Source organism: Metapseudomonas cellulosilytica, assembly GCF_049334135.1.
Lineage (GTDB): Bacteria > Pseudomonadota > Gammaproteobacteria > Pseudomonadales > Pseudomonadaceae > Metapseudomonas.
On record NZ_JBHZGN010000032.1, the window covers coordinates 39,527 to 63,207 of the forward strand.

20 protein-coding genes are annotated in these 23,681 nt (G+C 64.7%); 15 read left to right on the top strand and 5 right to left on the bottom strand.

From position 1 onward, the window contains the following. Positions 1-81 precede the first annotated feature (81 nt). The 9 genes from ACFW0H_RS27380 (at position 82) to ACFW0H_RS27420 (ending at position 11,072) form a co-directional block, all read left to right on the top strand. A complete protein-coding gene (locus ACFW0H_RS27380) occupies positions 82-609 on the top strand; it encodes a dimethylamine monooxygenase subunit DmmA family protein (protein WP_422916995.1) in 528 nt (175 codons plus the stop codon). Continuing rightward, on the top strand, positions 606-1,535 hold the full coding sequence (locus tag ACFW0H_RS27385; RefSeq protein WP_422916996.1) for a PDR/VanB family oxidoreductase: 930 nt from the start codon (positions 606-608) through the stop codon (positions 1,533-1,535). The genes ACFW0H_RS27380 and ACFW0H_RS27385 overlap by 4 nt, the downstream gene beginning before the upstream one ends. A 15-nt stretch (positions 1,536-1,550) precedes the next feature. Continuing rightward, positions 1,551-2,567, top strand: a complete 1,017-nt coding sequence (locus tag ACFW0H_RS27390) for a heme-dependent oxidative N-demethylase family protein (protein WP_422916997.1) — start codon at positions 1,551-1,553, stop codon at positions 2,565-2,567. Positions 2,568-2,609: 42 nt separating this feature from the next. Beyond that, positions 2,610-3,740, top strand: coding sequence for an aminomethyltransferase family protein (locus ACFW0H_RS27395; RefSeq protein WP_422916998.1), 1,131 nt, complete (start codon positions 2,610-2,612; stop codon positions 3,738-3,740). A 36-nt stretch (positions 3,741-3,776) separates the two neighbouring features. Continuing rightward, on the top strand, positions 3,777-4,631 hold the full coding sequence (gene purU / locus ACFW0H_RS27400; protein ID WP_422916999.1) for a formyltetrahydrofolate deformylase: 855 nt from the start codon (positions 3,777-3,779) through the stop codon (positions 4,629-4,631). After that, positions 4,628-5,539: a bifunctional methylenetetrahydrofolate dehydrogenase/methenyltetrahydrofolate cyclohydrolase FolD gene (folD, locus tag ACFW0H_RS27405; RefSeq protein WP_422917000.1), complete on the top strand. Its 912-nt coding sequence runs from the start codon at positions 4,628-4,630 to the stop codon at positions 5,537-5,539. Before purU (ACFW0H_RS27400) ends, folD (ACFW0H_RS27405) begins: the two co-directional genes overlap by 4 nt. After that, positions 5,536-6,906 carry an NAD(P)-binding domain-containing protein gene (locus tag ACFW0H_RS27410; RefSeq protein WP_422917001.1) on the top strand — a complete coding sequence of 457 codons (1,371 nt, stop codon included), beginning with the start codon at positions 5,536-5,538 and terminating at the stop codon, positions 6,904-6,906. Before folD (ACFW0H_RS27405) ends, ACFW0H_RS27410 begins: the two co-directional genes overlap by 4 nt. A gap of 43 nt (positions 6,907-6,949) precedes the next feature. Then, positions 6,950-9,292: a DUF1989 domain-containing protein gene (locus ACFW0H_RS27415; RefSeq protein WP_422917002.1), complete on the top strand. Its 2,343-nt coding sequence runs from the start codon at positions 6,950-6,952 to the stop codon at positions 9,290-9,292. Between the two features lie 91 nt (positions 9,293-9,383). Further along, positions 9,384-11,072 (top strand): APC family permease, encoded by a 1,689-nt coding sequence (locus ACFW0H_RS27420; RefSeq protein WP_422917003.1) that lies wholly within the window; start codon positions 9,384-9,386, stop codon positions 11,070-11,072. A 577-nt stretch (positions 11,073-11,649) separates the two neighbouring features. On the opposite strand, the gene ACFW0H_RS27425 is transcribed toward ACFW0H_RS27420, so the two are convergent. From ACFW0H_RS27425 to glnT, 5 genes are all read right to left on the bottom strand, one after another. Continuing rightward, on the bottom strand, positions 11,650-12,975 hold the full coding sequence (locus ACFW0H_RS27425; protein ID WP_422917004.1) for an ammonium transporter: 1,326 nt from the start codon (positions 12,973-12,975) through the stop codon (positions 11,650-11,652). A 177-nt stretch (positions 12,976-13,152) separates the two neighbouring features. Then, positions 13,153-14,475, bottom strand: coding sequence for an FMN-binding glutamate synthase family protein (locus ACFW0H_RS27430; RefSeq protein ID WP_422917005.1), 1,323 nt, complete (start codon positions 14,473-14,475; stop codon positions 13,153-13,155). Between the two features lie 20 nt (positions 14,476-14,495). After that, positions 14,496-15,170 carry a GltB/FmdC/FwdC-like GXGXG domain-containing protein gene (locus ACFW0H_RS27435; protein WP_422917006.1) on the bottom strand — a complete coding sequence of 225 codons (675 nt, stop codon included), beginning with the start codon at positions 15,168-15,170 and terminating at the stop codon, positions 14,496-14,498. 11 nt (positions 15,171-15,181) lie between these two features. Beyond that, complete coding sequence (locus tag ACFW0H_RS27440; RefSeq protein ID WP_422917007.1) at positions 15,182-16,081, bottom strand: class II glutamine amidotransferase; 900 nt, start codon at positions 16,079-16,081, stop codon at positions 15,182-15,184. Positions 16,082-16,120: 39 nt separating this feature from the next. Next, positions 16,121-17,455 carry a type III glutamate--ammonia ligase gene (gene glnT / locus ACFW0H_RS27445; RefSeq protein WP_422917008.1) on the bottom strand — a complete coding sequence of 445 codons (1,335 nt, stop codon included), beginning with the start codon at positions 17,453-17,455 and terminating at the stop codon, positions 16,121-16,123. 356 nt (positions 17,456-17,811) lie between these two features. Between glnT and ACFW0H_RS27450 the strand changes: the two genes are divergently transcribed. The 6 genes from ACFW0H_RS27450 to ACFW0H_RS27475 all read left to right on the top strand — a co-directional run. Further along, the gene (locus ACFW0H_RS27450) at positions 17,812-18,405 is read left to right on the top strand and encodes a helix-turn-helix domain-containing protein (RefSeq protein WP_422917009.1); all 594 of its coding nucleotides are present in this window, start codon (positions 17,812-17,814) and stop codon (positions 18,403-18,405) included. A gap of 266 nt (positions 18,406-18,671) precedes the next feature. Continuing rightward, entirely contained in the window at positions 18,672-19,538 is an 867-nt protein-coding gene (gene purU, locus ACFW0H_RS27455; protein WP_422917010.1) for a formyltetrahydrofolate deformylase, read from the top strand. Next, complete coding sequence (folD, locus tag ACFW0H_RS27460; RefSeq protein ID WP_422917011.1) at positions 19,535-20,458, top strand: bifunctional methylenetetrahydrofolate dehydrogenase/methenyltetrahydrofolate cyclohydrolase FolD; 924 nt, start codon at positions 19,535-19,537, stop codon at positions 20,456-20,458. The genes purU (ACFW0H_RS27455) and folD (ACFW0H_RS27460) overlap by 4 nt, the downstream gene beginning before the upstream one ends. Beyond that, complete coding sequence (locus tag ACFW0H_RS27465; RefSeq protein WP_422917012.1) at positions 20,440-21,681, top strand: FAD-dependent oxidoreductase; 1,242 nt, start codon at positions 20,440-20,442, stop codon at positions 21,679-21,681. The genes folD (ACFW0H_RS27460) and ACFW0H_RS27465 overlap by 19 nt, the downstream gene beginning before the upstream one ends. A gap of 11 nt (positions 21,682-21,692) precedes the next feature. Beyond that, entirely contained in the window at positions 21,693-21,995 is a 303-nt protein-coding gene (locus ACFW0H_RS27470; RefSeq protein WP_422917013.1) for a sarcosine oxidase subunit delta, read from the top strand. After that, on the top strand, positions 21,992-23,681 hold a 1,690-nt coding region (locus ACFW0H_RS27475), incomplete at its 3' end, for an FAD-dependent oxidoreductase (RefSeq protein WP_422917014.1). The genes ACFW0H_RS27470 and ACFW0H_RS27475, both read left to right, overlap by 4 nt.

The window sequence follows — 23,681 nt, forward strand, 5'->3', positions numbered from 1 at the left end:
TCTCCTCGTGCGGATTGAGCGCCGATTCCCAAAGAGAAAATATTTTCTCCACCAGGAAACAGGCGAATCCGCGAGGACACCATGAGCGCCACTGCAACCGACCATCCGTTCAGCGTGCCGCGCTACCCCAGCGGGCAGCCGAACCTGACCGCCAATACGCACCTGCTGGTGACCCAGGGTCCGGGGCGGGACGACTGCGCCGCACTCGCCGCGCAACTGGGCAAGGCCCGGCTGACGCACCTGGCCCGACCGGACTTCCCGAGCCTTGCCGCCCTGCAACTGGCCCTGGGTGCACAGCTGAAGGACGCCCGCGTCGGCCTGCGCCTGGACCTGCGCGGCGACGAAGCCTTTGTCTGGCCTCTGCACGCCCTGGCCCGTGCCGCCGGCCTGCAGGTCGACGAGATTCTCATGAGCAGCAGCCCGCAAGGGACCCGCCAGGTGTTCTGCGTGCACTGCGCCACCTGCCAGCCGGCCAGCAGTACCACTCACCTCACCTGCGCCCAATGCGGTGTGGTGCTGGAGGTGCGCCGGCACTTCTCGCAGCGCCTGGGTGCCTACCTCGGGGTATGCGCCGATGCCGACCAGCCGTATCAGGAAGTCCGCCCATGAATGCCCTGCTCGATGTCCGCGTCGCCGCCATCCGCGAACTCACCCCGGTGATCCGCGAATACAGCTTCGAACCCTTGGCCGGCGTACTGCCAGGCTTTTCGGCCGGCAGCCATGTGCAGCTGCACCTGCCCAATGGCCGGCGCAACGCCTACTCGCTTCTGGGCGACCCGGCCGACACTCGCCAGTACCGCATCGCAGTGCGCCACCAGGACGCCTCGCGAGGCGGCTCGCGTTACCTGCACCAGGGCCTGAAGGTCGGCGACCCGCTGCGCCTTTCGCCACCAGCCAACCTGTTCCCGCTGCATGGAGAGGCGCGCCAGCACCTGCTGGTGGCCGCCGGCATCGGCATTACCCCCTTCATCGCCTACAGCCGGGAGCTGCTGCGCAGGGGTGCTGACTTCGAGCTGCACTACGCCTACCGCACCGGCATCAGCGACGCCTATGCAGGCGAACTGCGCCAGTTGCTCGGCCCACGCCTGCACGAATACCGGGGCGGTGTGCGCCGGCTTGACATCGCCGCCCTGCTCCAAGGGCGCCCCCTGGGTACCCATGTCTACGCCTGCGGCCCGCAATCCCTGCTGCTGGACCTACAGGAGCAAGCCGCAATGCAGGGCTGGAGCCCGCGCCGCGTGCACTGGGAAGCCTTCTCCGCCCCCGAGCCCGGGCATCCGTTTCGCGTCGAACTGGCGCGCAGTGGCCGGCAACTGGAAGTGGGCGCGGACGAGAGCCTTCTGGAAGCCCTGGAGGCGGCCGGTGTGGACGTACCCAACCTGTGCCGGGGCGGGGTCTGTGGCCAGTGCCAGACGCCCTGGCTGAAAGGCGACGTGGAACACCGCGACCACTTCCTCAACGCCGACGAGCGCGCCACCAGCCTGATGCCCTGCGTCTCGCGCGGCTGCGGCAGCCCGATCCTGCTCGATATCTGACTCCGGAGACGCCCCATGACCCTGACCTTCAAGCCGCTGGAAACCTACCGGGACGACTTCAGCTTCCGCAACAGCCCAGCCGCCATTGCCCGCTTCCCATTTCCCTTCCCGGAAGACCAGTACATGTACTCGGTCAACCTGGAGCCGGCGGTGTCGCGCGATCCCGGCTCGGTGTTCGAACACAGCTTCGATGTCGACGAGCACTACGTCTCCGAAATGTCCGAACGTGCCCGTGTGCTCGAACTGGACCCTGACCGCTGCCTGGTGATGCCGCACATGACCCAGGCCGCCTGGGACACCCTGGAAATGCTGATGGAGAACCTCGCTCGCGATTACCCGCAACACTTCCACCTGACACGCGACGGCATCGCCTGGCACTGGCAGAACCTGGCGCTGGGCATCGACCAGCACTTCACCTACGGCGACCCGGCCAGCCTGCCCTGCGAGCCGCTGGAGTACATCACCCGTCAGATGCAGGGTGACTTCGCTGTACTCGACCAACGTGACGGCGATCTCTTCATGGACGCCGGCATGGTCACCTGCCCAGCCGACTGGTCGCTGCGCTTCGACGCCGGCATGAGCTTCAAGCAGTGGCATTCGCCGGTGCCCATGGCGCACCAGATCGGCGTGTTCGACCGTGCGCTGAAGTACCTGCTGAACATCCAGGTCGGCCAGCCGGTGCGCCGCCTCAACTGGACCCTGACCATCAACCCGCGCCTGGACACTTCGCCCGAGACCTATCACGAGTGGGGCAGCGACCGTGGCAAGGTCACCGCGGAGAACGTCGGCCGCCTGGTGCACCTGCGCGTCGAATTGCAACTGATGGCCCGCCTTCCGCGCTCCAACGCGTTGCTGTTCGGCATCCGTACCTACCTCATAAGCCTGGATGAACTGGTCACCAACCCGGCCTGGGCGCAGCGCCTGCACCGGGTGATGCGCGACCTGCCCGACCCCATCGCCGACTACAAGGGCATCACCCGCTACCGCCAGACGCTGGTGGACTGGCTGCGCCGGTTCGATCCCGAAGCCTGAGTTTTCACCCCGACAGAACAACCACGACAAGAGGACTTTCCCATGGCTAACTCATGGCGCATCAGTGCGCTCCGCGAACGCCATCTGGCACTTGGTTCGAACCTGGAAGACTGGAATGGCATGGGCACCGCCTGGACCTACGCCAGCGATCTCGCCGATCATCACGAGGCCATCCGCACCCGCGCCGGGCTGATGGATGTGTCCGGCCTGAAGAAGGTGCACTACGTCGGCCCCCACGCCGAAAGCCTGCTGGACTTCGCCACCACCCGCGACATCAGCAAGCTCTACCCGGGCAAGTCGGTGTACGCCTGCATGCTCGATGAAGACGGCAAGTTCATCGACGACTGCATCGTCTACCGCACCGGCCCCAACGCCTTCATGGTGGTGCACGGCGCAGGCAGTGGCCACGAAGTACTGATCCGTTCGGCCCAGGGCCGCCAGGTGGCGGTGCTGTTCGACGACGACCTGCACGACCTGTCCCTGCAAGGGCCGCGCGCAGTGGCCTTCCTCGCCGAACACGTACCGGGCATCCGTGAGCTGCCCTACTTCCACCACACCCAGACCAAACTGTTCGACCGCCCGGTGATGATTTCCCGCACCGGCTACACCGGTGAGCGCGGCTACGAGATCTTCTGCAAGGCCGCCGACGCCCCCGCCATCTGGGACGGCATCCTGGAGAGGGGCAAGGACCTCGGCATCATCCCCTGCGCCTTCACCGCGCTGGACTGGCTGCGAGTGGAGAGCTACCTGCTGTTCTTCCCCTACGACAACTCGCAGATGTACCCCTTCGCCGACCAGAAGGCCGGCGACACCCTATGGGAACTGGGCCTGGACTTCACCGTGTCGCCCGGCAAGCAGGACTTTCGCGGTGCCGGCGAGCACTACCGGCTCAAGGGTCAGGAGCGCTTCAGGATCTTCGGCGTGCTACTCGACGGCCACGTCGCCGCGCAGAACGGCGACACCCTCTGGCACGAAGGCCGCCAGGTCGGCGTCATCACCTGCGCCATGTACTCGCGCCTCACCGAACGCTCCATGGCCATCGCCCGCGTCGAGCCGCGAATCGCCGAGCAGGGCGTGCCCCTGGAAGTACGCGGCAGCCTGAGCGTGAAAGCCATCGCCCACACGCTGCCGTTCGACGACCCGGAGAAGAAGAAGCGCACCGCCAAGGGCTGAGCGCGGCCGTTCCTTGCCTGCACGAGAGCAACCGACATGAATCACTACATCCTCAAGATCAGCTGTCCGGCCACCTCCGGCATAGTCGCCGCGGTCACCACCTACCTGGCCGGACGCGAGTGCTACATCAGCGAACTTGCCCAGTTCGACGACGAGTTCACCGGACGCTTCTTCATGCGCGCGGTGTTCCGCTACAACACCGGCGCCAAGCCGGATATCGACGTGCTGCGTCAGGGCTTCGATGACGTCGCCGTGCCCTTCGAGATGGACTGGGAGCTGTTCGAAGGCAACCGCCCGATGCGCGTACTGTTGATGGTGAGCAAGTACGACCATTGCCTCACCGACCTGCTCTATCGCCATCAAAAGGGCGAGATGGACATGCAGATCACCGCCATCGTCTCCAATCACCTCGACCTGCGCCCCATGGCCGAGCGCGAGGGTATCCGCTTCGTCTACCTGCCGGTGACCCGCGACACCAAGGCCCAGCAAGAAGCGGCGTTGCTGAAACTGGTGGAGGAAACTGGCACCGAGCTGGTGGTGCTCGCCCGCTACATGCAGATCCTTTCCGATGACCTGTGCAAGCAGCTCTCGGGGCGCGCCATCAACATCCACCACTCCTTCCTGCCCGGCTTCAAGGGTGCCAAGCCCTATCACCAGGCCTACGAACGCGGCGTCAAGCTGATCGGTGCCACCGCTCACTACGTCACCTCCGACCTCGACGAAGGCCCGATCATCGAGCAGGAAGTGCAACGCGTGGACCACGCCTACCTGCCCGACGACCTGGTGGCCATCGGTCGCGACACCGAGACGGTCGCGCTCTCCAAAGCGCTGAAGTACCACTTGGAGCACCGCGTCTTCCTCAACGGCGACAAGACGGTGATCTTCCGATGAGCGCCGCCCTCTCCCCCACACTCATCGACGGCAAGGCGGCCGCCACGCGGGTGCTGGCCGAAGTCGCCAAGGAAGTACGCGAGATGAAAGGTCTTGGCATCGCCCCGGCCCTGGCGGTGGTGCTGGTGGGCCAGGACCCGGCCAGCCAGGTCTACGTGCGCAACAAGGTGCTGCGCGCCGAGGAATGCGGCATCCGCTCCCTGGAGCACAAGCTGCCGGCGGACACCGCCGAAGCCGATCTGCTGGACCTGATCCGCAACCTCAATGCCAATGCCTCGGTGCACGGCATCCTGGTGCAGCTGCCGCTGCCGGCGCATATCGACGAGACCCGTGTGCTGCAGGCCATCGACCCGCTGAAGGACGTCGATGGTTTCCACGCCGAGAACGTCGGCGGCCTCAGCCAGGGCCGCGAGGTGCTCACCCCCTGTACTCCAGCCGGTTGCCTGCGCCTGCTGCAGGACACCTGCGGCGACCTCACCGGCCAGCACGCGGTGGTGATCGGCCGCTCCAATATCGTCGGCAAGCCCATGGCCGCTTTGCTGCTGAAGGCCCATTGCTCGGTGACCGTGGTGCACTCGAGGAGCGCCAACCTGCGCGAGTTGTGCCGCCAGGCCGACATCGTGGTCGCCGCCGTCGGCCGCCCGCGCCTGGTGGATGCCGACTGGCTGAAACCTGGCGCCGTGGTCATCGATGTCGGCATCAACCGCATCGAGGAAGACGGCCGTTCGAAGCTCGTCGGTGACGTGGACTTCGACAGCGCCCTCACCCGCGCCGCCGCCATCACCCCGGTCCCCGGCGGCGTCGGCCCCATGACCATCGCTTACCTGATGAAGAACACCCTGGCCGCGGCGTACCTGCAGCACCCAGCCAGCGGCCTGCCCCTACCTACCGTGGAGAACCCAGCATGAAACAACGAGTCGCCATCATCGGCGCCGGCCCCTGTGGCCTCGCCCAGTTGCGTGCCTTCCAGTCGGCCCGGGACAAGGGCGCAGAGATTCCCGAACTGGTCTGCTTCGAGAAGCAAGCGGACTGGGGCGGCATGTGGAACTACACCTGGCGCACGGGCCTCGACGAACACGGCGAGCCGGTCCACGGCAGCATGTACCGCTATCTCTGGTCCAACGGGCCGAAGGAATGCCTGGAGTTCGCCGACTACAGTTTCGACGAGCACTTCGGCCGCCCCATGGGCTCCTACCCACCGCGTGAAGTGCTGTGGGACTACATCAAAGGCCGCGTGGAAAAAGCCGGCGTGCGCCCCTACATCCGCTTCAACACGACCGTGCGCGGCGTGACCTGGGACGCCGCCAGCGGCACCTTCAAGGTCACCGCCCACAGCTACGAGAAAGACCTGACCTACAGCGAAACCTTTGATTACGTGGTAGTCGCCAGCGGCCATTTCTCCACCCCCAACGTGCCCTATTTCGAGGGTTTCGAAAGCTTTGCCGGCCGCGTGCTGCACGCCCACGACTTCCGCGATGCGCTGGAATTCAAGGGCAAGGACGTACTCATCGTCGGTGGCAGCTACTCCGCCGAAGACATCGGCTCGCAGTGCTTCAAGTACGGCGCCCGCACCATCACCAGTTGCTACCGCAGCGCGCCCATGGGCTACAAGTGGCCGAAAAACTGGGAAGAGAAACCGCTGCTCACCCACGTCAAGGGCAGCACTGCCTTCTTCTCCGACGGCAGCAGCAAGCACATCGACGCCATCATCCTCTGCACTGGCTACAAGCATCACTTCCCCTTCCTGCCGGAAGAGCTGCGCCTGAAGACCAGCAACCGCCTATGGCCGCTGAATCTGTACAAGGGCGTGTTCTGGGAGCAGAACCCCAAGCTGGTTTACCTCGGCATGCAGGACCAGTGGTACAGCTTCAACATGTTCGACGCCCAGGCCTGGTACGCCCGCGACGTCATCCTCGGCCGCGTCGGCCTGCCCGACCAGGCCGCCATGCACGCCGAAGACCTGGCCTGGCGCCAGGAAGAGGAAACGCTGGAAACCGCCCAGCAGATGTTCGAATTCCAGGGCGAATACATCCGCCAACTGATCGAAGCCACCGACTACCCGACCTTCGACATCTCCGCGGTGAACCAGACCTTCCTCGAATGGAAGCAGCACAAATACGAGGACATCATGGGCTACCGCAACAACTGCTTCCGCTCGCTGATCACCGGAACCCAGGCCACACCCCACCACACCCCCTGGCTGGAGGCACTGGACGACTCGCTCGCCGCCTACCTGGCCGAGGCTCCCGCCGACCCGCTGAAAACCGCCATCTGAACTGCGTAGGGCGGCCCCGCCGCCCCTCACAGTGGAGCACGCCATGCGACAACCCGTGATTTCCCGTCCTCGGGAGCCCGCCCTGTTTGCCCGCGCCCCGGCGCTGGAGCGCCATCGTGTCGTCCCCGGTGGCCTTACCGCGGTGAAGCTGGAACCGGGGGACCAACTGCAAGTGATCGACCTGGAAGGCGACCAGTGCGCCGAGCTGCTGGCCTTCGCCACGGACGGCCGCCCAGCGCTCGGCGCACTGGCGCTGGAGTCATCGCCCGCGGCTCAGTTCGCCCATCACCTGCTCACGGCCGACAGCGGCGAATCCGCACGCACACGCCTGCGCCTCAGCCAGCTCGGCATCGACTGCCGCCTGCTGCCTGCCGCCGCCAATCTATGGCCCGCGGGCACGCCTGCCGGCTACAGCCGCACCCTGGTCGCCAATGAGGCGCTGCTGGTGCTGGTTGCAGCCCCGGGGTTCGCCTGCCCGGTAGACAGCCAGCAGCGCGCCAGCGAGTTGCGCCTGCTGATCCAGCGTGCCAACCCGCGCACCGTTCTGGCCCCGCCACTGCCTGAGCCCCTCGGCGAAGTGGTCGACGAGTTCACCATCAACCCCGGCACGGCTCGCGATTACATTGTTGCCGCCGGCCAGTACATCCAGGTGCTGGACGTGGCCGGACGGCAGTGCTCGGACTTCGTCGCATTCGACCGCCGGAGCCTGGATGCCGGCCGCGAGATCGACCTGGACCCCACCGTCACTCGCACCCTCAACGGTAACGCCTACCCGGGCCCCGGACTGTTCAGCAAGTTCTTCGACCGCGACATGCAGCCGATGCTGGAAGTGCGGCGCGACACCGTCGGCCGCCACGACACCTTCGCCCTCGCCTGCACTGCGCGCTACTACGAGGACCAGGGTTACTTCGGCCACGCCAATTGCAGCGACAACATCAGTCGCGCTCTGGAAAAGCACGGTATACGCGGCCGCCCCGGCTGGCCGGCGATCAACTTCTTCTTCAACACCGGCATCGACGCGCACCAGCGATTGACCCTCGACGAGCCCTGGTCGCGGCCCGGCGACTACGTCCTGCTGCGCGCCGCCACCGACCTGATCTGCGCCAGCAGTTCCTGCCCGGACGACATCGACGCGGCCAACGGCTGGCAACCGACCGATATCCATATTCGCGTCTATTCCGAAAAGGAGCGCTTCAGCATCGCCATGGCCACTTGCCCGACTCCCGACGCCGACCCGGTGCTGACCCGCGAAAGCGGCTTCCACCCCGGCACCTCCGCCCTCACCCACCACTTCGTCGACTATCGCGGCTGGTGGACTCCCACTCATTTCGACGGCTTCGGCACCCTCGAGGAATACCATGGCTGCCGGGAACGGGTAGCGGTGATGGACCTCTCCGCCCTGCGTAAATTCGAGGTGCTCGGCCCGGACGCCGAAGCCCTGCTCAACCACTGCCTGACCCGCGACGTGCGCAAGCTGGCGGTGGGCCAGGTGGTGTATTCGGCCATGTGCTTCGATCACGGCGGCATGCTCGATGACGGCACCCTGCTGCGCCTGGGCCCGGATGCTTTCCGCTGGATCGGCGGCGAGGACCACGGGGGCCTCTGGCTGCGCCAGCAGGCCGAGAAGCTGGGCATGAAGGTCTGGGTAAAGTCCGCCTCCGAACAGATCCACAACATCGCCGTCCAGGGGCCGAAAAGCCGCGAGCTGCTGGACCAGATGATCTGGACGCCGGCCACCCAACCCACACTCGCGGATCTTGGCTGGTTCCGCTTCCTCACCGGCCGTCTCGGCGACTACAACGGCTGCCCGGTCATGGTCTCGCGCACCGGCTACACCGGCGAGCTGGGCTACGAGATCTGGTGCCACCCGACGGACGCCATGCAGGTGTGGGACCGCCTGTGGCAACTGGGCCGCCCGCTGGGCCTGGTACCCCTCGGCCTGTATGCCCTGGACATGCTGCGCATAGAGGCCGGACTGGTGTTCGCCGGCTACGAGTTCTGCGACCAGACCGACCCCTTCGAGGCCGGTATCGGCTTCTGCGTGCCGCTGAAAAGCAAGCAGGACGACTTCGTCGGCCGGGCCGCACTGGAACGGCGCAGCGGCCAGCCACAGCGACGCCTTGTGGGGCTGGAACTGGAAGGCAATGAAGCGGCCGCCCATGGCGACTGCGTGCATGACGGCCGCGCGCAGATCGGTGTGATCACCAGCGCCGCGCGATCACCCGTATTGGGCAAGAACATTGCTCTGTGTCGTCTGGATATTGGCTACTGCGAGCCCGGTACGCGGGTCGAGATCGGCAAGCTCGACGGCCAGCAGAAGCGCATCGCCGCCACCGTGACCGGCACCACCGCCTACGACCCGGAAAAGCACCGGGTGCGCGGCTGAACCCCGCACAGCCGCACACATAACAACAACGCTTGCTCCACGTCTTGCTGATCTGCCCCCGCCACAAACATTCATGAAAAAGGGGAACGAGATGGACGCTACAACGTTTGAACAACCCGGCCCGGTCGCCCATTCGACCGGAACGCTGCACCGCAAGATCGATTGGCGGGGTGCGTTCTGGGTCGCCAGCGGAGTGCCGGCGCTGGTGCTGTTTTCCATTGGCGCGATTGCCGCCACCGTTGGCAAGCCGGCCTGGATCGTCTGGATGTTGTCGATCAGCTTCGGATTCATCCAGGCCTTCACCTATGCCGAAATCGCCGGGCTGTTCCCCAACAAGTCCGGCGGTGCTTCGGTCTATGGTGCGGTGGCCTGGGTCCGCTACTCCAAGCTGATCGCGCCGCTGTCGGTCTGGTGCAACTGGCTGGCCTGGTCACCGGTGCTGTCGATCGGCTCGGGGATCGCCGCTGGCTACCTGCTCAGCGCGCTGTTTCCGGCCGATGCGCTGATCAATACCTGGCAATTGACCCTGCTCGACCTGGGCTTTCTCAAGAGCGGGCTGACGCTCAGGGTCAACGCCACCTTCATCCTGGGCGCGGCGATACTCCTGCTGGTGTTTGCCATCCAGCATGGCGGCATCCTGCGTTCGGCGCGCCTGACCCTGGTGCTTGGCGTCACCGCGCTGATCCCTCTGTTGCTGGTTGGCCTGGTCCCGCTGCTGACCGGCGACGCCCCCCAGGCCAACTTCCTGCCGCTGGCACCCCTGGCCCATGACGCCACTGGCCAGGTGGTCGACGGCGCCTGGGACCTCTCCGGTTGGTCGCTGATGGCTGGCGGGCTGTTCATGGCCGCCTGGTCGACCTACGGCTTCGAGACGGCGGTGTGCTACACCCGCGAGTTCAAGGACCCCAAGCGTGACACCTTCAAGGCGATCTTCTACGCCGGACTGCTCTGCATCCTCGTGTTCAGCCTGGTGCCACTGGCGTTCCAGAGCAGCCTCGGCCTCGGCCAGCTGGTCACGCCAGCGATCACCGACGCCAATGGCGAGATCGTCACGCCGGCGGTCTACAGCGGCATGCTGGCGTCAGACATCTACAGCGGCATGGGCGTTGGCCAGGTGATGGCGCAGAGCATCGGCGGCGGCCCGCTGGTGCAGAACGTGGTGCTGATCATGCTCGTCCTGGCCACCCTGCTGGCGATCATGACCTCCATGGCCGGCTCCTCGCGCACCCTCTACCAAGCCTCGGTGGACGGCTGGCTGCCACGCTACCTGGGCCATGCGAACGAGCACGGCGCACCGACCCGGGCCATGTGGACGGACCTCAGCTTCAACCTCCTGCTGCTATTGATGTCGGACTACGTGTTCGTCCTCGCCGCATCCAATGTCAGCTACATCATCTTCAACTTCCTCAACCTCAACGCCGGCTGGATCCACCGCCTCGACCGACCCAACTGGGACCGACCGTACAAAGCACCGGCAGTCCTGCTCGGCCTCGGCGCGCTGCTCAGCTTCGTCAACCTGGCCTGTATGGGCCTGGGCGCGGATATCTGGGGTAGCGGCACCCTGCTCACCGGCCTGTTCTTCGCCCTGCTGATTATCCCGGTCTTCCTGTTCCGCCATTACGTCCAGGACAAGGGCCAATTTCCCGATGCCCTGCAGAGCGACCTGCATCTGGACGAGAAAGGCGTACTGCACCGTGCCGGCGCGCTGCCCTATGTAACGCTGGCAGCCGGCGCGCTGCTGGTCTTCTACACCCATCATCTGGCCACCAGCGCAGGCTGATTGGGCTGTATTCCGAACGGGGCAAATCTTGCGGCCTGCCCGACCGCCCCCAGATCGTTCCAGACGTCGCAACACGGCCCCTCTCCCGCCTGGAGAGGGGCCGTGTTGCAAGGAATTCCAGGGCAGGCCTTTGGCCGGATTTGCGAATGAATTCGCACCCACAGGAAAAAGCCCCCGCACGACAGCAGCCACCTGGATTCACTCCTCTGCTCGTCAGGGAGAAGGAAGCCGGGTCTGGCAAATGAATTCCACCCGCAGTCCGATACCCAGGCAATAGACGAAGTCCGCCGGTGCCAATGACAAGTGCGCGGTGATCAGCCGAGAGAAATAGGTAACGGGTGTCGGAAGGCATGGGTAACGCATTCAGGCTTACGGAATCCTTCGACTCGGGAACTCGAGCGATGCCGTGGCAGGAGTGCACCACCAAGTCGCCTGATCCCACCTGATGCCTGGCTCAATCCTCTATCAGGTGGGAGATGCCTTACGCGCCGGAAGATCGATGGCATATGCAGGCCTGCCCTCCCAAAAACAAAAACGCCGGGGCAATGCCCCAGCGTTTTCACAATCAATTTGCACCTCAGTGGTTGTATGCACGCTCATTATGCTCGGCCAGATCGAGGCCCAGCTCTTCCACCGACTCATCCGCGCGCAAGCCCACCAGTACGTCGGTGACCTTGAGGATCAGCCAGCTCAGGCCGAAGCAGTAGACGATAGTGACCAGCACGCCCTTCGTCTGCGCCCAGAGTTGGGTGGCGATGTCGCTGCCTTCCACGAACCCGCCCAGTTCCGGCACGCAGAACACGCCGGTGAGGATCGCGCCGACAATGCCGCCGATACCATGCAGGCCGAACACATCGAGGCTGTCGTCGTAACCCAGGCGCTTCTTCAGCACGCTCACGCTCAGGTAGCAGCACACACCGCAGAGCAGTCCGATCAGCAGCGCACCGGCTGGTCCTACATAGGCGCAAGCCGGGGTGATGCCCACCAGGCCGGCGAGCGCCCCGCTGGCCAGGCCGAGGGCACTGGGCCGTCCGGCCTTGAGCCATTCGCTGAACATCCAGCCGAGAATGCCGGCGCAGGCGCCAAGTTGGGTGTTGAGCATGGTGATACCAGAGGTGCCGTTGACGCCGACGCCGGAGCCGACGTTGAAGCCGAACCAGCCGACCCAGAGCATCGCCGCGCCGGTCATGGTCAGGCTCAGGTTATGCGGTGGCATCGGCGCGTGCGGCTGGTAGCCCTTGCGCTTGCCGAGCATCAGGCAAGCCGCCAGGGCCGCCACCCCGGCGTTGATGTGCACAGCGGTGCCGCCGGCGAAGTCCAGCACGCCCCAGTTGTTCATCAACGCGCCGGGGCCACCCCAGACCATGTGCGCCACCGGCGCATAGACGAAGGTGAACCAGAGGGCCATGAAGATCAGCGCGGCGGAAAACTTCATGCGCTCGGCAAAGGCGCCGGCGATCAGCGCAGGGGTGATGATGGCGAAGGTCATCTGGAACGTGATGAATACACCCTCGGGAATGCCCAGAACCAGGCTGTTCGGGGTCAGGCCAGCGAGGAATACCCGTGACAGGCCCCCGACGAAGCTGTTGAAGGTGACCTCACCCGCCACCATGCCGGTGGTATCCACCACCAGGCTGTAGCCGTAGATAACCCAGAGCACGCCCACCAACCCGGCGATGCCGAAGCACTGGGTGAAGAGCGAGAGCATGTTCTTGGCGCGGACCAGGCCGCCATAGAACAGCGCAAGACCCGGCAGACACATGAACAGCACCAGCGCGGTGGCGGTGATCATCCACGCGCTGGCGCCAGTATCCAGCGGGGCGTCGGCGGCAAGCGCCAGGGGTGAGACGAGAGTCAAGGCGCAGAGCCCGGAAAGGAATATTCCGTTAGCACGAATAACCATTGCATAACTCCTGAGGAGGTTGAGCAGAGATTGTCGTGGCAGCTTCCAAGATGACGATCAGAGATATGAGCGGCGGACTATGCCGATGGGTGACCGGGCCCTGGTTGGGCCTCTCGAAATGACGAACCGCCCTGCCCGCTTAGGCGGACAGGGCGTCAAGCAACGTACTGGTCCAGGTCAATACTGCTGTCCCGGAATCCAACTGGTTCCCGCCAGCGGTACCCGCGCCATGGCGGCAGCTTCGACGGTCAGTGCCACCAGGTCCTCAGGGTCGAGATTGTGCAGGTGCGACTTGCCGCATGCCCGCGCCATGGTCTGGGCTTCCAGCACCAGCACCCGCAGGTAGTTGGCCAGGCGACGACCGGCTTCCACCGGGTCCAGGCGCCTGGACAGCTCCGGATCCTGGGTGGTGATGCCCGCCGGGTCACGGCCGTTCTGCCAGTCGTCGTAGTAGCCGGCGGCAGAGCCGATCTTCTTCAGTTCCTCGTCCAGACGCGGGTGATTGTCACCCAGGGCCACCAGGGCAGCGGTACCGATGGCGACCGCATCAGCCCCCAGGGCCATGGCCTTGGCCACGTCGGCGCCGTTGCGGATACCACCGGATACGATCAGTTGCACCTGACGATGCATGCCCATCTCCTGCAAAGCCTGTACCGCTTGCGGGATTGCCGACAGGATCGGGATGCCCACATGCTCAATGAAGACTTCCTGGGTGGCCGCGGTACCGCCCTGCATGCCGTCGAGGACGATCACGTCGGCACCGGCCTTCACCGCCAGCTTGACGTCGTAGTACGGGCGGCTGGCGCCGATCTTCACGTAGATGGGTTTTTCCCAGTCGGTGATCTCGCGCAGCTCGGCGATCTTGATCGCCAGGTCGTCCGGGCCGGTCCAGTCCGGGTGACGGCAGGCGCTACGCTGATCGACACCGATGGGCAGGGTACGCATGCCTGCGACACGCTCGGTCACCTTCATGCCCAGCAGCATGCCGCCACCGCCCGGCTTGGCGCCCTGGCCAAGGACGATCTCGATGGCGTCGGCCTTGCGCAGGTCATCCGGGTTCATGCCGTAGCGCGACGGCAGGTACTGGTAGACCAGGTGCTTGGACTGGCCGCGCTCTTCGGGGGTCATGCCGCCGTCGCCGGTGGTGGTGCTGGTGCCGGCGATGCTGGCGCCACGGCCGAGTGCTTCCTTAGCGTTGGCGGACAGCGCGCCGAAGCTCATGCCGGCGATGGTCACCGGAATCTTCAGGTGAATCGGCTTCTTGGCGAAGCGGGTGCCGAGCACGACCTCGGTACCGCACTTCTCGCGATAGCCTTCCAGCGGATAGCGGGACACGGAGGCGCCGAGCAGCAGGAGATCGTCGAAGTGCGGCAGCTTGCGCTTGGTGCCGCCGCCTCGGATGTCATAGATGCCGGTTTCGGCAGCGCGCTGGATTTCCTGGATGGTCAGGCGATCGAAGGTGGCGGATTCACGCAGCACCGGAGTGTGTTTTTCGCTCATGAAATTGTCCTCGCTGCGGATCAGTACGCGGATGCGTTGTCGACTTTGAAGTTGTACAGCTGGCGAGCCGAGCCGTAGCGCTTGAAGCTGGCCGGGTCTTCGTCGAAGCCGGCGCGGTTGAGCAATTCCGCCAGTTCCTCCAGGTGCTCGGCACGCATCTCTTTCTCGATGCAGTCCGAGCCCAGGGACTTGACCGTGCCCTTGACGTAAATGCGGGTTTCGTAGAGCGAATCGCCCAGGGCGTCGCCGGCATCGCCACACACCACCAGGCGACCAGCCTGGGCCATGAAGCAGCTCATGTGGCCGATGCTTCCGCCGACCACGATATCGACGCCTTTCATGGAAATGCCGCAACGCGCGCCGGCATCGCCCTCGATCACCAGCAGGCCGCCGTGGGCGGTGGCGCCGGCGGCCTGGGAGGCGCTGCCCTTCACCCGTACCGAGCCGGACATCATGTTCTCGGCCACGCCGACGCCGACGTTGCCATGCACGGTGACGCTGGCCTTCTGGTTCATGCCCGCGCAGTAGTAGCCGGCGTGGCCCTGGATATCGATGCTCACGGCCTGGTTCACGCCCACGGCCAGGTTGTGTTTGCCATCCGGATGGGTCACCACCCACTCGCGGTCCTGCACGTCGCCGTGCAAAGCCTGGTTCAGTTCGCGCACCGAGGCAGTGGAAAGATCAACGGTTTTCATAGCTCAGCTCCTCAGGCGCGTTCCCAGATGTACATGGTGGCCGGTTCGGGTTCCCAGACTTTTGCTTTATCGATGCCCGGCAGGCTGGCCAGAGCCTGGTACTCCGAGGCCATGGCCACGTAGTCGTCGGTCTCGGCAAGGATTGCCGGCTTGCAGGCGATCGGGTCGCGGATCACCGCGAAACCGTTGCGGGTGCCGATGGCGAAGGTGAAGAAGCCATCGAGGTCCTCCAGGGACTTGTCCAGCGCTTCCTCCAGGCTATCCCCCTGCTGCAGGCGCCAGGTCAGGTAGCCGGCGGCGACTTCGGTGTCGTTCTCGGTCTCGAAGGTGATGCCCTGGCGCTTGAGTTCCTGACGCAGGCGCGAGTGGTTGGACAGCGAGCCGTTGTGCACCAGGCAAAGATCGGCGCCGGTGGAGAATGGGTGGCTTCCTTCCATGGTCACCGCGCTCTCGGTGGCCATGCGGGTGTGGCCGATGATGTGGCTGCCCTTCATCTTCGAAAGACCGAAGCGCTCGGAGATTTCACGGGGCAGGCCCATGCCCTTAAGGATTTCGATGCTCTGACCGGCGCTCATGATGCGCACCTCGGGAGCGAGATCAGCGAGGGCTGCGCGTACACGGTCTTCGTCACAGTTGACCTTGAGTACGGCGGCGCTAGCGTTCTGGAACCAGTCCAGGGAGCAGCCCAGATGGCCCTCCAGCTCGCCCATCAGGTTTTTCCAGTCGTAGCTGACGTCAGCGGCCTGCAGGGTCAGCTTGACCCAGCCGTCGGCCACTTCATCGCCATAGATGGCAAAGCCAGCGCTGTCCGGACCACGATCGGTCATGGCCTGCAGCATGGGTTCGAACAGCTTGCCGAGCTGGCCTTCCAGCTCGGGCTTCTTCAGGTAAAGACCTACGATTCCGCACATGGCGTGTCTCCTTGGGGCAGGTAAATGGGCGAAGGGGTATCAGAAAAATTCGGTGTAGCGCTGGATCTCCCAGTCGGAGACGTGGCGGCTGTACTCCACCCACTCCATGCGCTTCTGCTTGATGAACTCGTCGACGATCTCGGCGCCCAATACCTCGCGGAACAGCGGGTCGGCTTCCAGGGCGTCGGTGGCTTCCTTGAGCGACTGCGGCAGGGTCTTGATGCCCCGCGCGGCGATCGCTTCGAGGCTCAGGTTGTAGAGGTTCTCGTTGCAGACTGTGTCCGGCTCCAGCTGGCGGTCGATGCCATCGAGACCAGCAGCGATGATCGCGGCGGTGACCAGGTAGGGGTTGCAGCCGGCATCCGGCAGGCGGAACTCCAGGCGGCCGTAGGGCACGCGCACCATGGCCGAGCGGTTGTTGGCGCCGAAGGCGATGAACGCCGGTGCCCAGGTCGCGCCCGAGAGCGAGCGGCCCACCACCAGGCGCTTGTAGGAGTTCACCGTGGGCGCGGCAAAGGCGCACAGGGCCGGACCATGGGCCAGCAGGCCGGCGGCGAAGTGATAGGCCAGTTTCGACAGGCCCATGCCGCTGGGGTCGTTCGGGTCGTGAAAGAGGTTCTTGTTGCTGGCGCTGGCGATGGAAAGGTGGAAGTGCATGCCGTTACCGGCGCGCTTCGGATCGGGCTTGGGCATGAAGGAGCAGATCATGCCCATGTCGTTGGCGATCTCGCCGGCGGCCATGCGGAAGAAGGTGAAGCGGTCCGCCGATTCCATGGCGTCGCTGTAGGTGTAGTTGATCTCGAACTGGCCGTTCGCATCCTCGTGGTCGATCTGGTAGATGTCGAAGCCCACCGGTTGCAGGGCCTCGGTCAGGCGCTCGAGGAACTCGCGGGAACGGGACAGGCCCTTGTAGTCGTAGCAGGGCTTGTCCAGGTTGTCGGAAGCGTCCACCAGTTGCAGCTTGCCGCTGGCGTCGCGGCGGAACAGGCTGAATTCTGGCTCCAGGCCGGTGTTCAGGGTCCAGCCCTTGTCAGTCAGGCGCTGCACCTGCTGCTGCAGGACGTAGCGGGTGTCGTAGGGCCAGGGCTTGCCTTCCACATGGCCGATGCACACCACCCGGCCATAACCCGGCTGCCAGGGCACCGGGATCAGGGTGGAGAGGTCGCCACGGGCCATGAAGTCCGGACCATGGGGTTCCATGCCCATACCGCAGATGGCGAAGCCGGCGAACCCGGCGCCGTCCTCAGCCACCGCCTTGAGGCCGGACACCGGCACGGACTTGGTCTTCGCGGCGCCGTGGATATCGACGAACTGGGCCAGCACGTACTTGATGCCGTGCTGGTCGATGATGCGCTGCGTTTCAGTTGGCAACATGGGTCTTCACTCCTGGAAAAGGGCAAGGCGGTCGTTGGATGGCAGGCGATCAAGGACAGGGCGGCGCACGACTGCCACCGGTGTCCGGGTCGTCTGAATGAGCAGGTGGCGGTCTGGCTTTTTCATTGAATTCCACTCAGGAAATTTAGTTTCCCATCAGGAATGCAAGCAGCTTGCCAATCTGAAATGCGCGGGGAGGAAGCACTCGGTTTTGCGCCGAGCTACTGTTTATATGGGAAAATCCTTTTCACTGTGGGAAAGTCCCGTGTCGCCATCCGGTGCGGGACGCCCGGATTCGCACTTTCTCAGTGCGAAAAATAATTTCTTGAACTGAAATCGTGCAGGACTCACCACTCATGACCACTGAGACCCCACCCCGCCTCCGCCTGGAGCAGTACCTAGGCATGCAGATCAAGCGCCAGCGCCAGGCGCAGGAACTGAAGCTGGCGGATGTGGCGCGTATCGCCGGGATCAGCCAGGGCATGCTGAGCAAGATCGAGAACGCCCAGGTCTCCACCAGCCTGGATACCCTGAGCCGCCTGTGCGACGTGCTGGGCATGCCGATGTCCAAGCTGTTCAGCCAGTACGATCAGCCCGACGGCAACGCCATCCTGGTGAAGGCCGGCGAAGGGATGGAAGTGGTCCGCCGTGGTACCGAGAAAGGCCACACCTATCACCTGCTCAACCACACCCGCGGACCGAAGAAGAACTTCGAGGCCTACATGGTGAGCATGGACGACGCCAGCGAGGAGTTCCCCACCTTCGCCCACCCCGGCACCGAGTTTCTCCATCTGCTGGAGGGCGAGTTGGTGTACCGCCACGGCAACCAGCTCTACCACATGCAGGCCGGCGACAGCCTGACCTTTGACGGCGACGTGCCCCACGGGCCGGAGAAGCTGCTACAGGTACCGATCAAGTTGCTGTCGGTGATGAACTACGGCAACGAGTAAGGCCCTCCCGATTCCCCCGTTCGTTTCCAGCGCGTAGCCCGGCTGCAATCCGGGAACCTCTGCCCTGTCCCCGACAGGGCATAACTTTCCTCCCACGATAAAAATTTTCCTAACAGGCTAGACCTGCACCCTCGCTTCGCCTATAAAAGCGCCAAGGGAAAATTTTATTCCCAACAGTAAAAATAACTTCACAGATAAAACCCCGCTTCACCCCTGAAGATTTCCGCCTTGCGATGAGCTGCCGCCACTCCAACCGAGGACCAGACATGCAACACGCCACCAGCCACTACATCCTCAAGATCAGCTGCCCGGCCACGTCCGGCATCGTCGCGGCGGTGACCACCTACCTGGCGGAGAAGGGTTGCTACATCAGCGAGATGTCGCAGTTCGACGACGACACCAGCGGCCGCTTCTTCATGCGCGCGGTATTCCGCTTCAACGACCAATACGAGGGCGACATCGACGAAGTCGAGCAGGGCTTCGACGCAGTCGCCCGCCGCTTCGACATGGAGTGGACCCTGCACAGTACCGTCCAGCCCATGCGCGTACTGCTGATGGTGAGCAAGTACGACCACTGCCTGTCCGATCTGCTCTACCGCCACCAGAAAGGTGAAATGGACATGCAGATCACCGCAATCGTTTCCAACCACCTCGACCTGCGCGCCATGGCCGAACGCGAGGGCATCCGCTTCATCTACCTGCCGGTGACCAGGGATACCAAGGCCCAGCAGGAAGCGGCGCTGATGCAGATCGTCGACGAGACCCGGACTGAACTGGTGGTGCTCGCCCGCTACATGCAGATCCTCTCCGACGACCTGTGCAAGCAACTCTCGGGCCGCGCCATCAATATCCACCACTCCTTCCTGCCCGGCTTCAAGGGTGCCAAGCCCTATCACCAGGCCTACGAACGCGGCGTGAAGCTGATTGGTGCCACCGCCCACTACGTGACATCGGACCTCGACGAAGGCCCGATCATCGAGCAGGAAGTGCAACGCGTGGACCACGCCTACCTGCCCGACGACCTGGTTGCCGTGGGGCGTGATACCGAAACCGTGGCCCTGTCCAAGGCGGTCAAGTACCACCTGGAGCACCGGGTTTTCCTCAATGGCGACCGCACGGTGATCTTCCGGTGAACACTCAAGCCCCCATCAAACTGATCGATGGCAAGGCCGCCGCTACCCGCGTGCTGGCCGAAGTGGCCCTCGAGGTGCGCGACCTGAAAGCCAGCGGCATCGCCCCAGCGTTGGCCGTGGTTCTGGTCGGCCAGGACCCGGCCAGCCAGGTCTATGTGCGCAACAAGGTGCTGCGCGCCGAGGAATGCGGTATTCGTTCCCTGGAGCACAAGCTGCCGGCGGACACCGCCGAAGCCGACCTGCTGGACCTGATCCACAACCTCAATGCCGATAACGGCGTACACGGCATCCTCGTCCAGCTGCCGCTGCCGCCGCACATCGATGAGACCCGCGTACTGCAGGCCATCGACCCGCTGAAGGACGTCGATGGCTTCCACCCCGAGAACGTCGGCGGCCTCAGCCAGGGCCGCGAGGTGCTCACCCCCTGTACCCCAGCCGGTTGCCTGCGCCTGCTGCAGGACACCTGCGGCGACCTTACCGGCCAGCACGCGGTGGTGATTGGCCGCTCCAATATCGTCGGCAAACCCATGGCCGCTTTGCTGCTGAAGGCCCACTGCTCGGTGACCGTGGTGCATTCGAAGAGCGCCAACCTGCGCGAGTTGTGCCGCCAAGCCGACATCGTGGTCGCCGCTGTTGGCCGCCCACGCCTGGTGGACGCCGATTGGCTGAAACCCGGCGCCGTGGTCATCGATGTCGGCATCAACCGCATTGAGGAAGACGGCCGTTCGAAGCTCGTCGGTGACGTGGACTTCGACAGCGCCCTCGATAAGGCCGCTGCCCTCACCCCGGTTCCCGGCGGCGTCGGCCCCATGACCATCGCCTTCCTGATGAAGAACACCCTGGCCGCGGCACGCCTCCAGCACCCGGCTCAATCCACCCTTGCCCAGCTTCCGGAGGCACCATGCCCTTCAATCTCCTGAAATACGGCCTGAGCTCCGAGTACCCGGTTGAGGTGGATCTGCCGCCGCCTACCGACCTCAAGCCGTGCTACGACGTGGTCATCATCGGTGGTGGTGGCCACGGCCTGGCGATCGCCTATTACCTCTCGAAGTACCACGGCATCACCAATGTGGCGGTGCTGGAGAAGTCCTACCTCGGCGGCGGCAACACCGCACGCAACACGGCGGTGATCCGTTCCAACTACCTCACCTCCGAAGGCGTCCGCTTCTACGCCGAGTCGGTGAAGTTGTTCCAGAACCTCTCCCACGAGTTCGACTTCAACATCATGTATTCCGAGCGTGGCCAGCTCACTCTGGCCCACACGGATGCCACGGTGCGCGCCTTCCGCCAGCGCGCCGAAGTGAACAAGCACTTCGGTGGCCGCACCGAGATGATCGACCGCCAGCAGATCCGCGAGCTGGTGCCGACCCTCAACCTCGACCCCGGACACCTGCCGGTGCTTGCCGGGCTTTGGCACATCGACGGTGCCACCGCCCGCCACGACGCCGTGGCCTGGGGCTACGCCAAGCAGGCGGCCAAGCGCGGAGTGGAGATCCACCAGCTCACCGAAGTGCAGGACCTGGTGATCGAGAACGGCCGCATCACCGCCGTGAAGACCAATCGCGGCACGGTGAAATGCGGCTGCGCGGTGCAGGCCATCGCCGGTCACAGCTCGCTGATGCTGGCCAAGGCGGGCATCCGCGCGCCGATCCACACCTACCCGCTGCAAGCGATGGTGACCCAGCCGTTCAAGCCCTTCCTCGACCCGCTGGTGAGCTCCTCGGCCCTGCACTGCTACGTGCAGCAGACCAGCCGTGGCGAGATCGTCTTCGGCGGCGGCTCCGACCCCTACCCGCTGTACAACACCCGCTCCACCCTGGACCTGAAGGAAAGCCTGCTGGCCCACGCCATCGAGATGTTCCCCTTCATGGCCAACGCCAAGCTGATGCGCCAGTGGGCCGGGATCACCGACATGACCCCCGACTACAGCCCGATCATGGGCCTGTCGCCGGTGCAGAACTATTACCTCGATGCCGGCTGGGGCACCTGGGGCTTCAAGTCCACGCCCATCTGCGGCAAGACCATGGCCGAGTTGGTGGCCAGCGGCGGCAAGGTGCCGGACCTGATCAAGCCCTTCGCCCTGGCGCGTTTCAGCACCTTCCAACAGGTCAACGAGATGGGCGCCACGGCGGCCAGCCATTAAGGGGAACCACCATGAAGATCATGAATTGCCCGCTCAACGGCCCCCGGAACATCAGCGAGTTCACCTACGGCGGCGAGTTCAAGCAGATGCCCGATCCGGCCACCTGCACGGACGCCGAATGGGCCGATTACGTGTTCAACAGTGAAAACATCGCCGGCGTGGTTCGCGAGTGGTGGATGCACAACGCGTCCAGCTACTGGTTCCTCGTCGAGCGCCATACGGTCACCGACCAGATCGTTCGCACCTTCGACCCGAAGGAAGTCTTCACCCAGCGGGTCGAATTCGCCCCGCACACCCAGGAGATCGCCGGATGAGCCAGCCCAGCCGCCTCCCCGCCCCCATGGGCCTGCTGATCGACCGCGACCAGCCATTGGCCTTCGATTTCGACGGCACCGCCTACCAGGGTTTTGCCGGCGACAGCATCGCCAGCGCCTTGCTCGCCAACGGCCGCTGGCTGCTCTCGCGCTCGTTCAAGTACCACCGCCCGCGCGGCCCGCTGACCATGGCCGGGCAGGACGCCAACACCCTGGTGCAGCTGCCGGACGAGCCCAACGTGCTGGCCGACGCCCAGCCGATTCGCCCGGGGCTCAGCGTCACCGCACAGAACGTCAACGGCACCCTCGATAACGACCGAGACGCCTACCTCGGCAAGTTCTCGAAGTTCATGCCGGTGGGCTTCTATTACCGTTCCTTCTACAAACCCAAGGGCATGTGGAAGGTCTGGGAGCCGCTGATCCGCAAGAAGGCCGGCCTCGGCGTGCTCGACCTGAACTTCAAGCCGCAGTACTACGACAAGGCGTACCTGTTCGTTGATGTCGCCATCATCGGCGCCGGCCCCGCCGGTCTTTCCGCCGCACTCACTGCCGCCAATGCCGGCGCCAAAGTGCTGCTGATCGAGCAACAGCCTGTGCTCGGTGGCTCGCTGACCTACGCCCGCTTCGACGTGGACGGCCGCCGCGCCGACATCCTGCGCCGTGAACTGGTGGCCGCCGTGGAAGGCCACGCCAATATCCAGGTACTGAAGGAAGCCACCTGCAACGCCTGGTTCACCGACAACTACCTGCCGGTTATCCAGGGCCGCCGCATGTACAAGGTGCGGGCAAGGCAGTGCATCGTCAGCGCCGGTTCCTTCGACCAGCCGGTGGTGTTCCGCAACAACGACCTGCCCGGCGTCATGCTCGCCAGCGCCGCCCAGCGCCTGATGAAGCTCTACGCGGTGAAGCCTGGCAAGCGCGCCGTGATGCTCACCGGCAACGACGACGGCTACCTGGCCGCCCTCGACCTCGCCGAACAAGGCGTGCAGGTGGTGGCCCTGGTGGACATGCGCCAACAGCCTGCCGATACCTCGCTGAAAATTGCCGTGGAAAAACAGGGCATCCCCTGCCACCTCGGCAGCACCGTGTATGAAGCCTTGCACGAGAAAGGCATGCGTCATGTCAGCGGCGTGGACATCCGCCGCATCACGGCCCAGGGTCAGGTGGCCGAGCACGGCCTGCGCCTGGATTGCGACCTGCTGTGCATGTCTGCCGGCTACATGCCCGTCTACCAACTGCTCTGCCAGGCTGGCGGCAAGCTGGCCTACGATGAGTCGCGCGCCGAGTTCGCCATCAGCGGCCTGCCGGAAGGCCTCGCGATCGCCGGCTCGGTGAACGGTCGGCACAACCTGGACAACGTCCTGCTGGACGGCACCCACGTCGCCGCCGGTGCCGTCCAAGCCCTGGGGCTGGAGGCTGGCATTGGTGAGGCGCCTTTCAATGGCGAGGCTCGGGTCAACTTCGACTGGCCGATCTTCCCGCATCCCAAGGGCAAGGACTTCGTCGACTTCGACGAAGACCTGCAGGTGCGTGACATCGTCAACGCCACCCGTATCGGTTACCGCGACGTGCAACTGGTGAAGCGCTTCTCCACCGTCGGTATGGGCCCGTCCCAGGGCCGCCACTCGGCGCTGCCCACCGCACGCCTGGTCGCCCAGGCCACCCGCCGCAGCATCAGCGAAACCG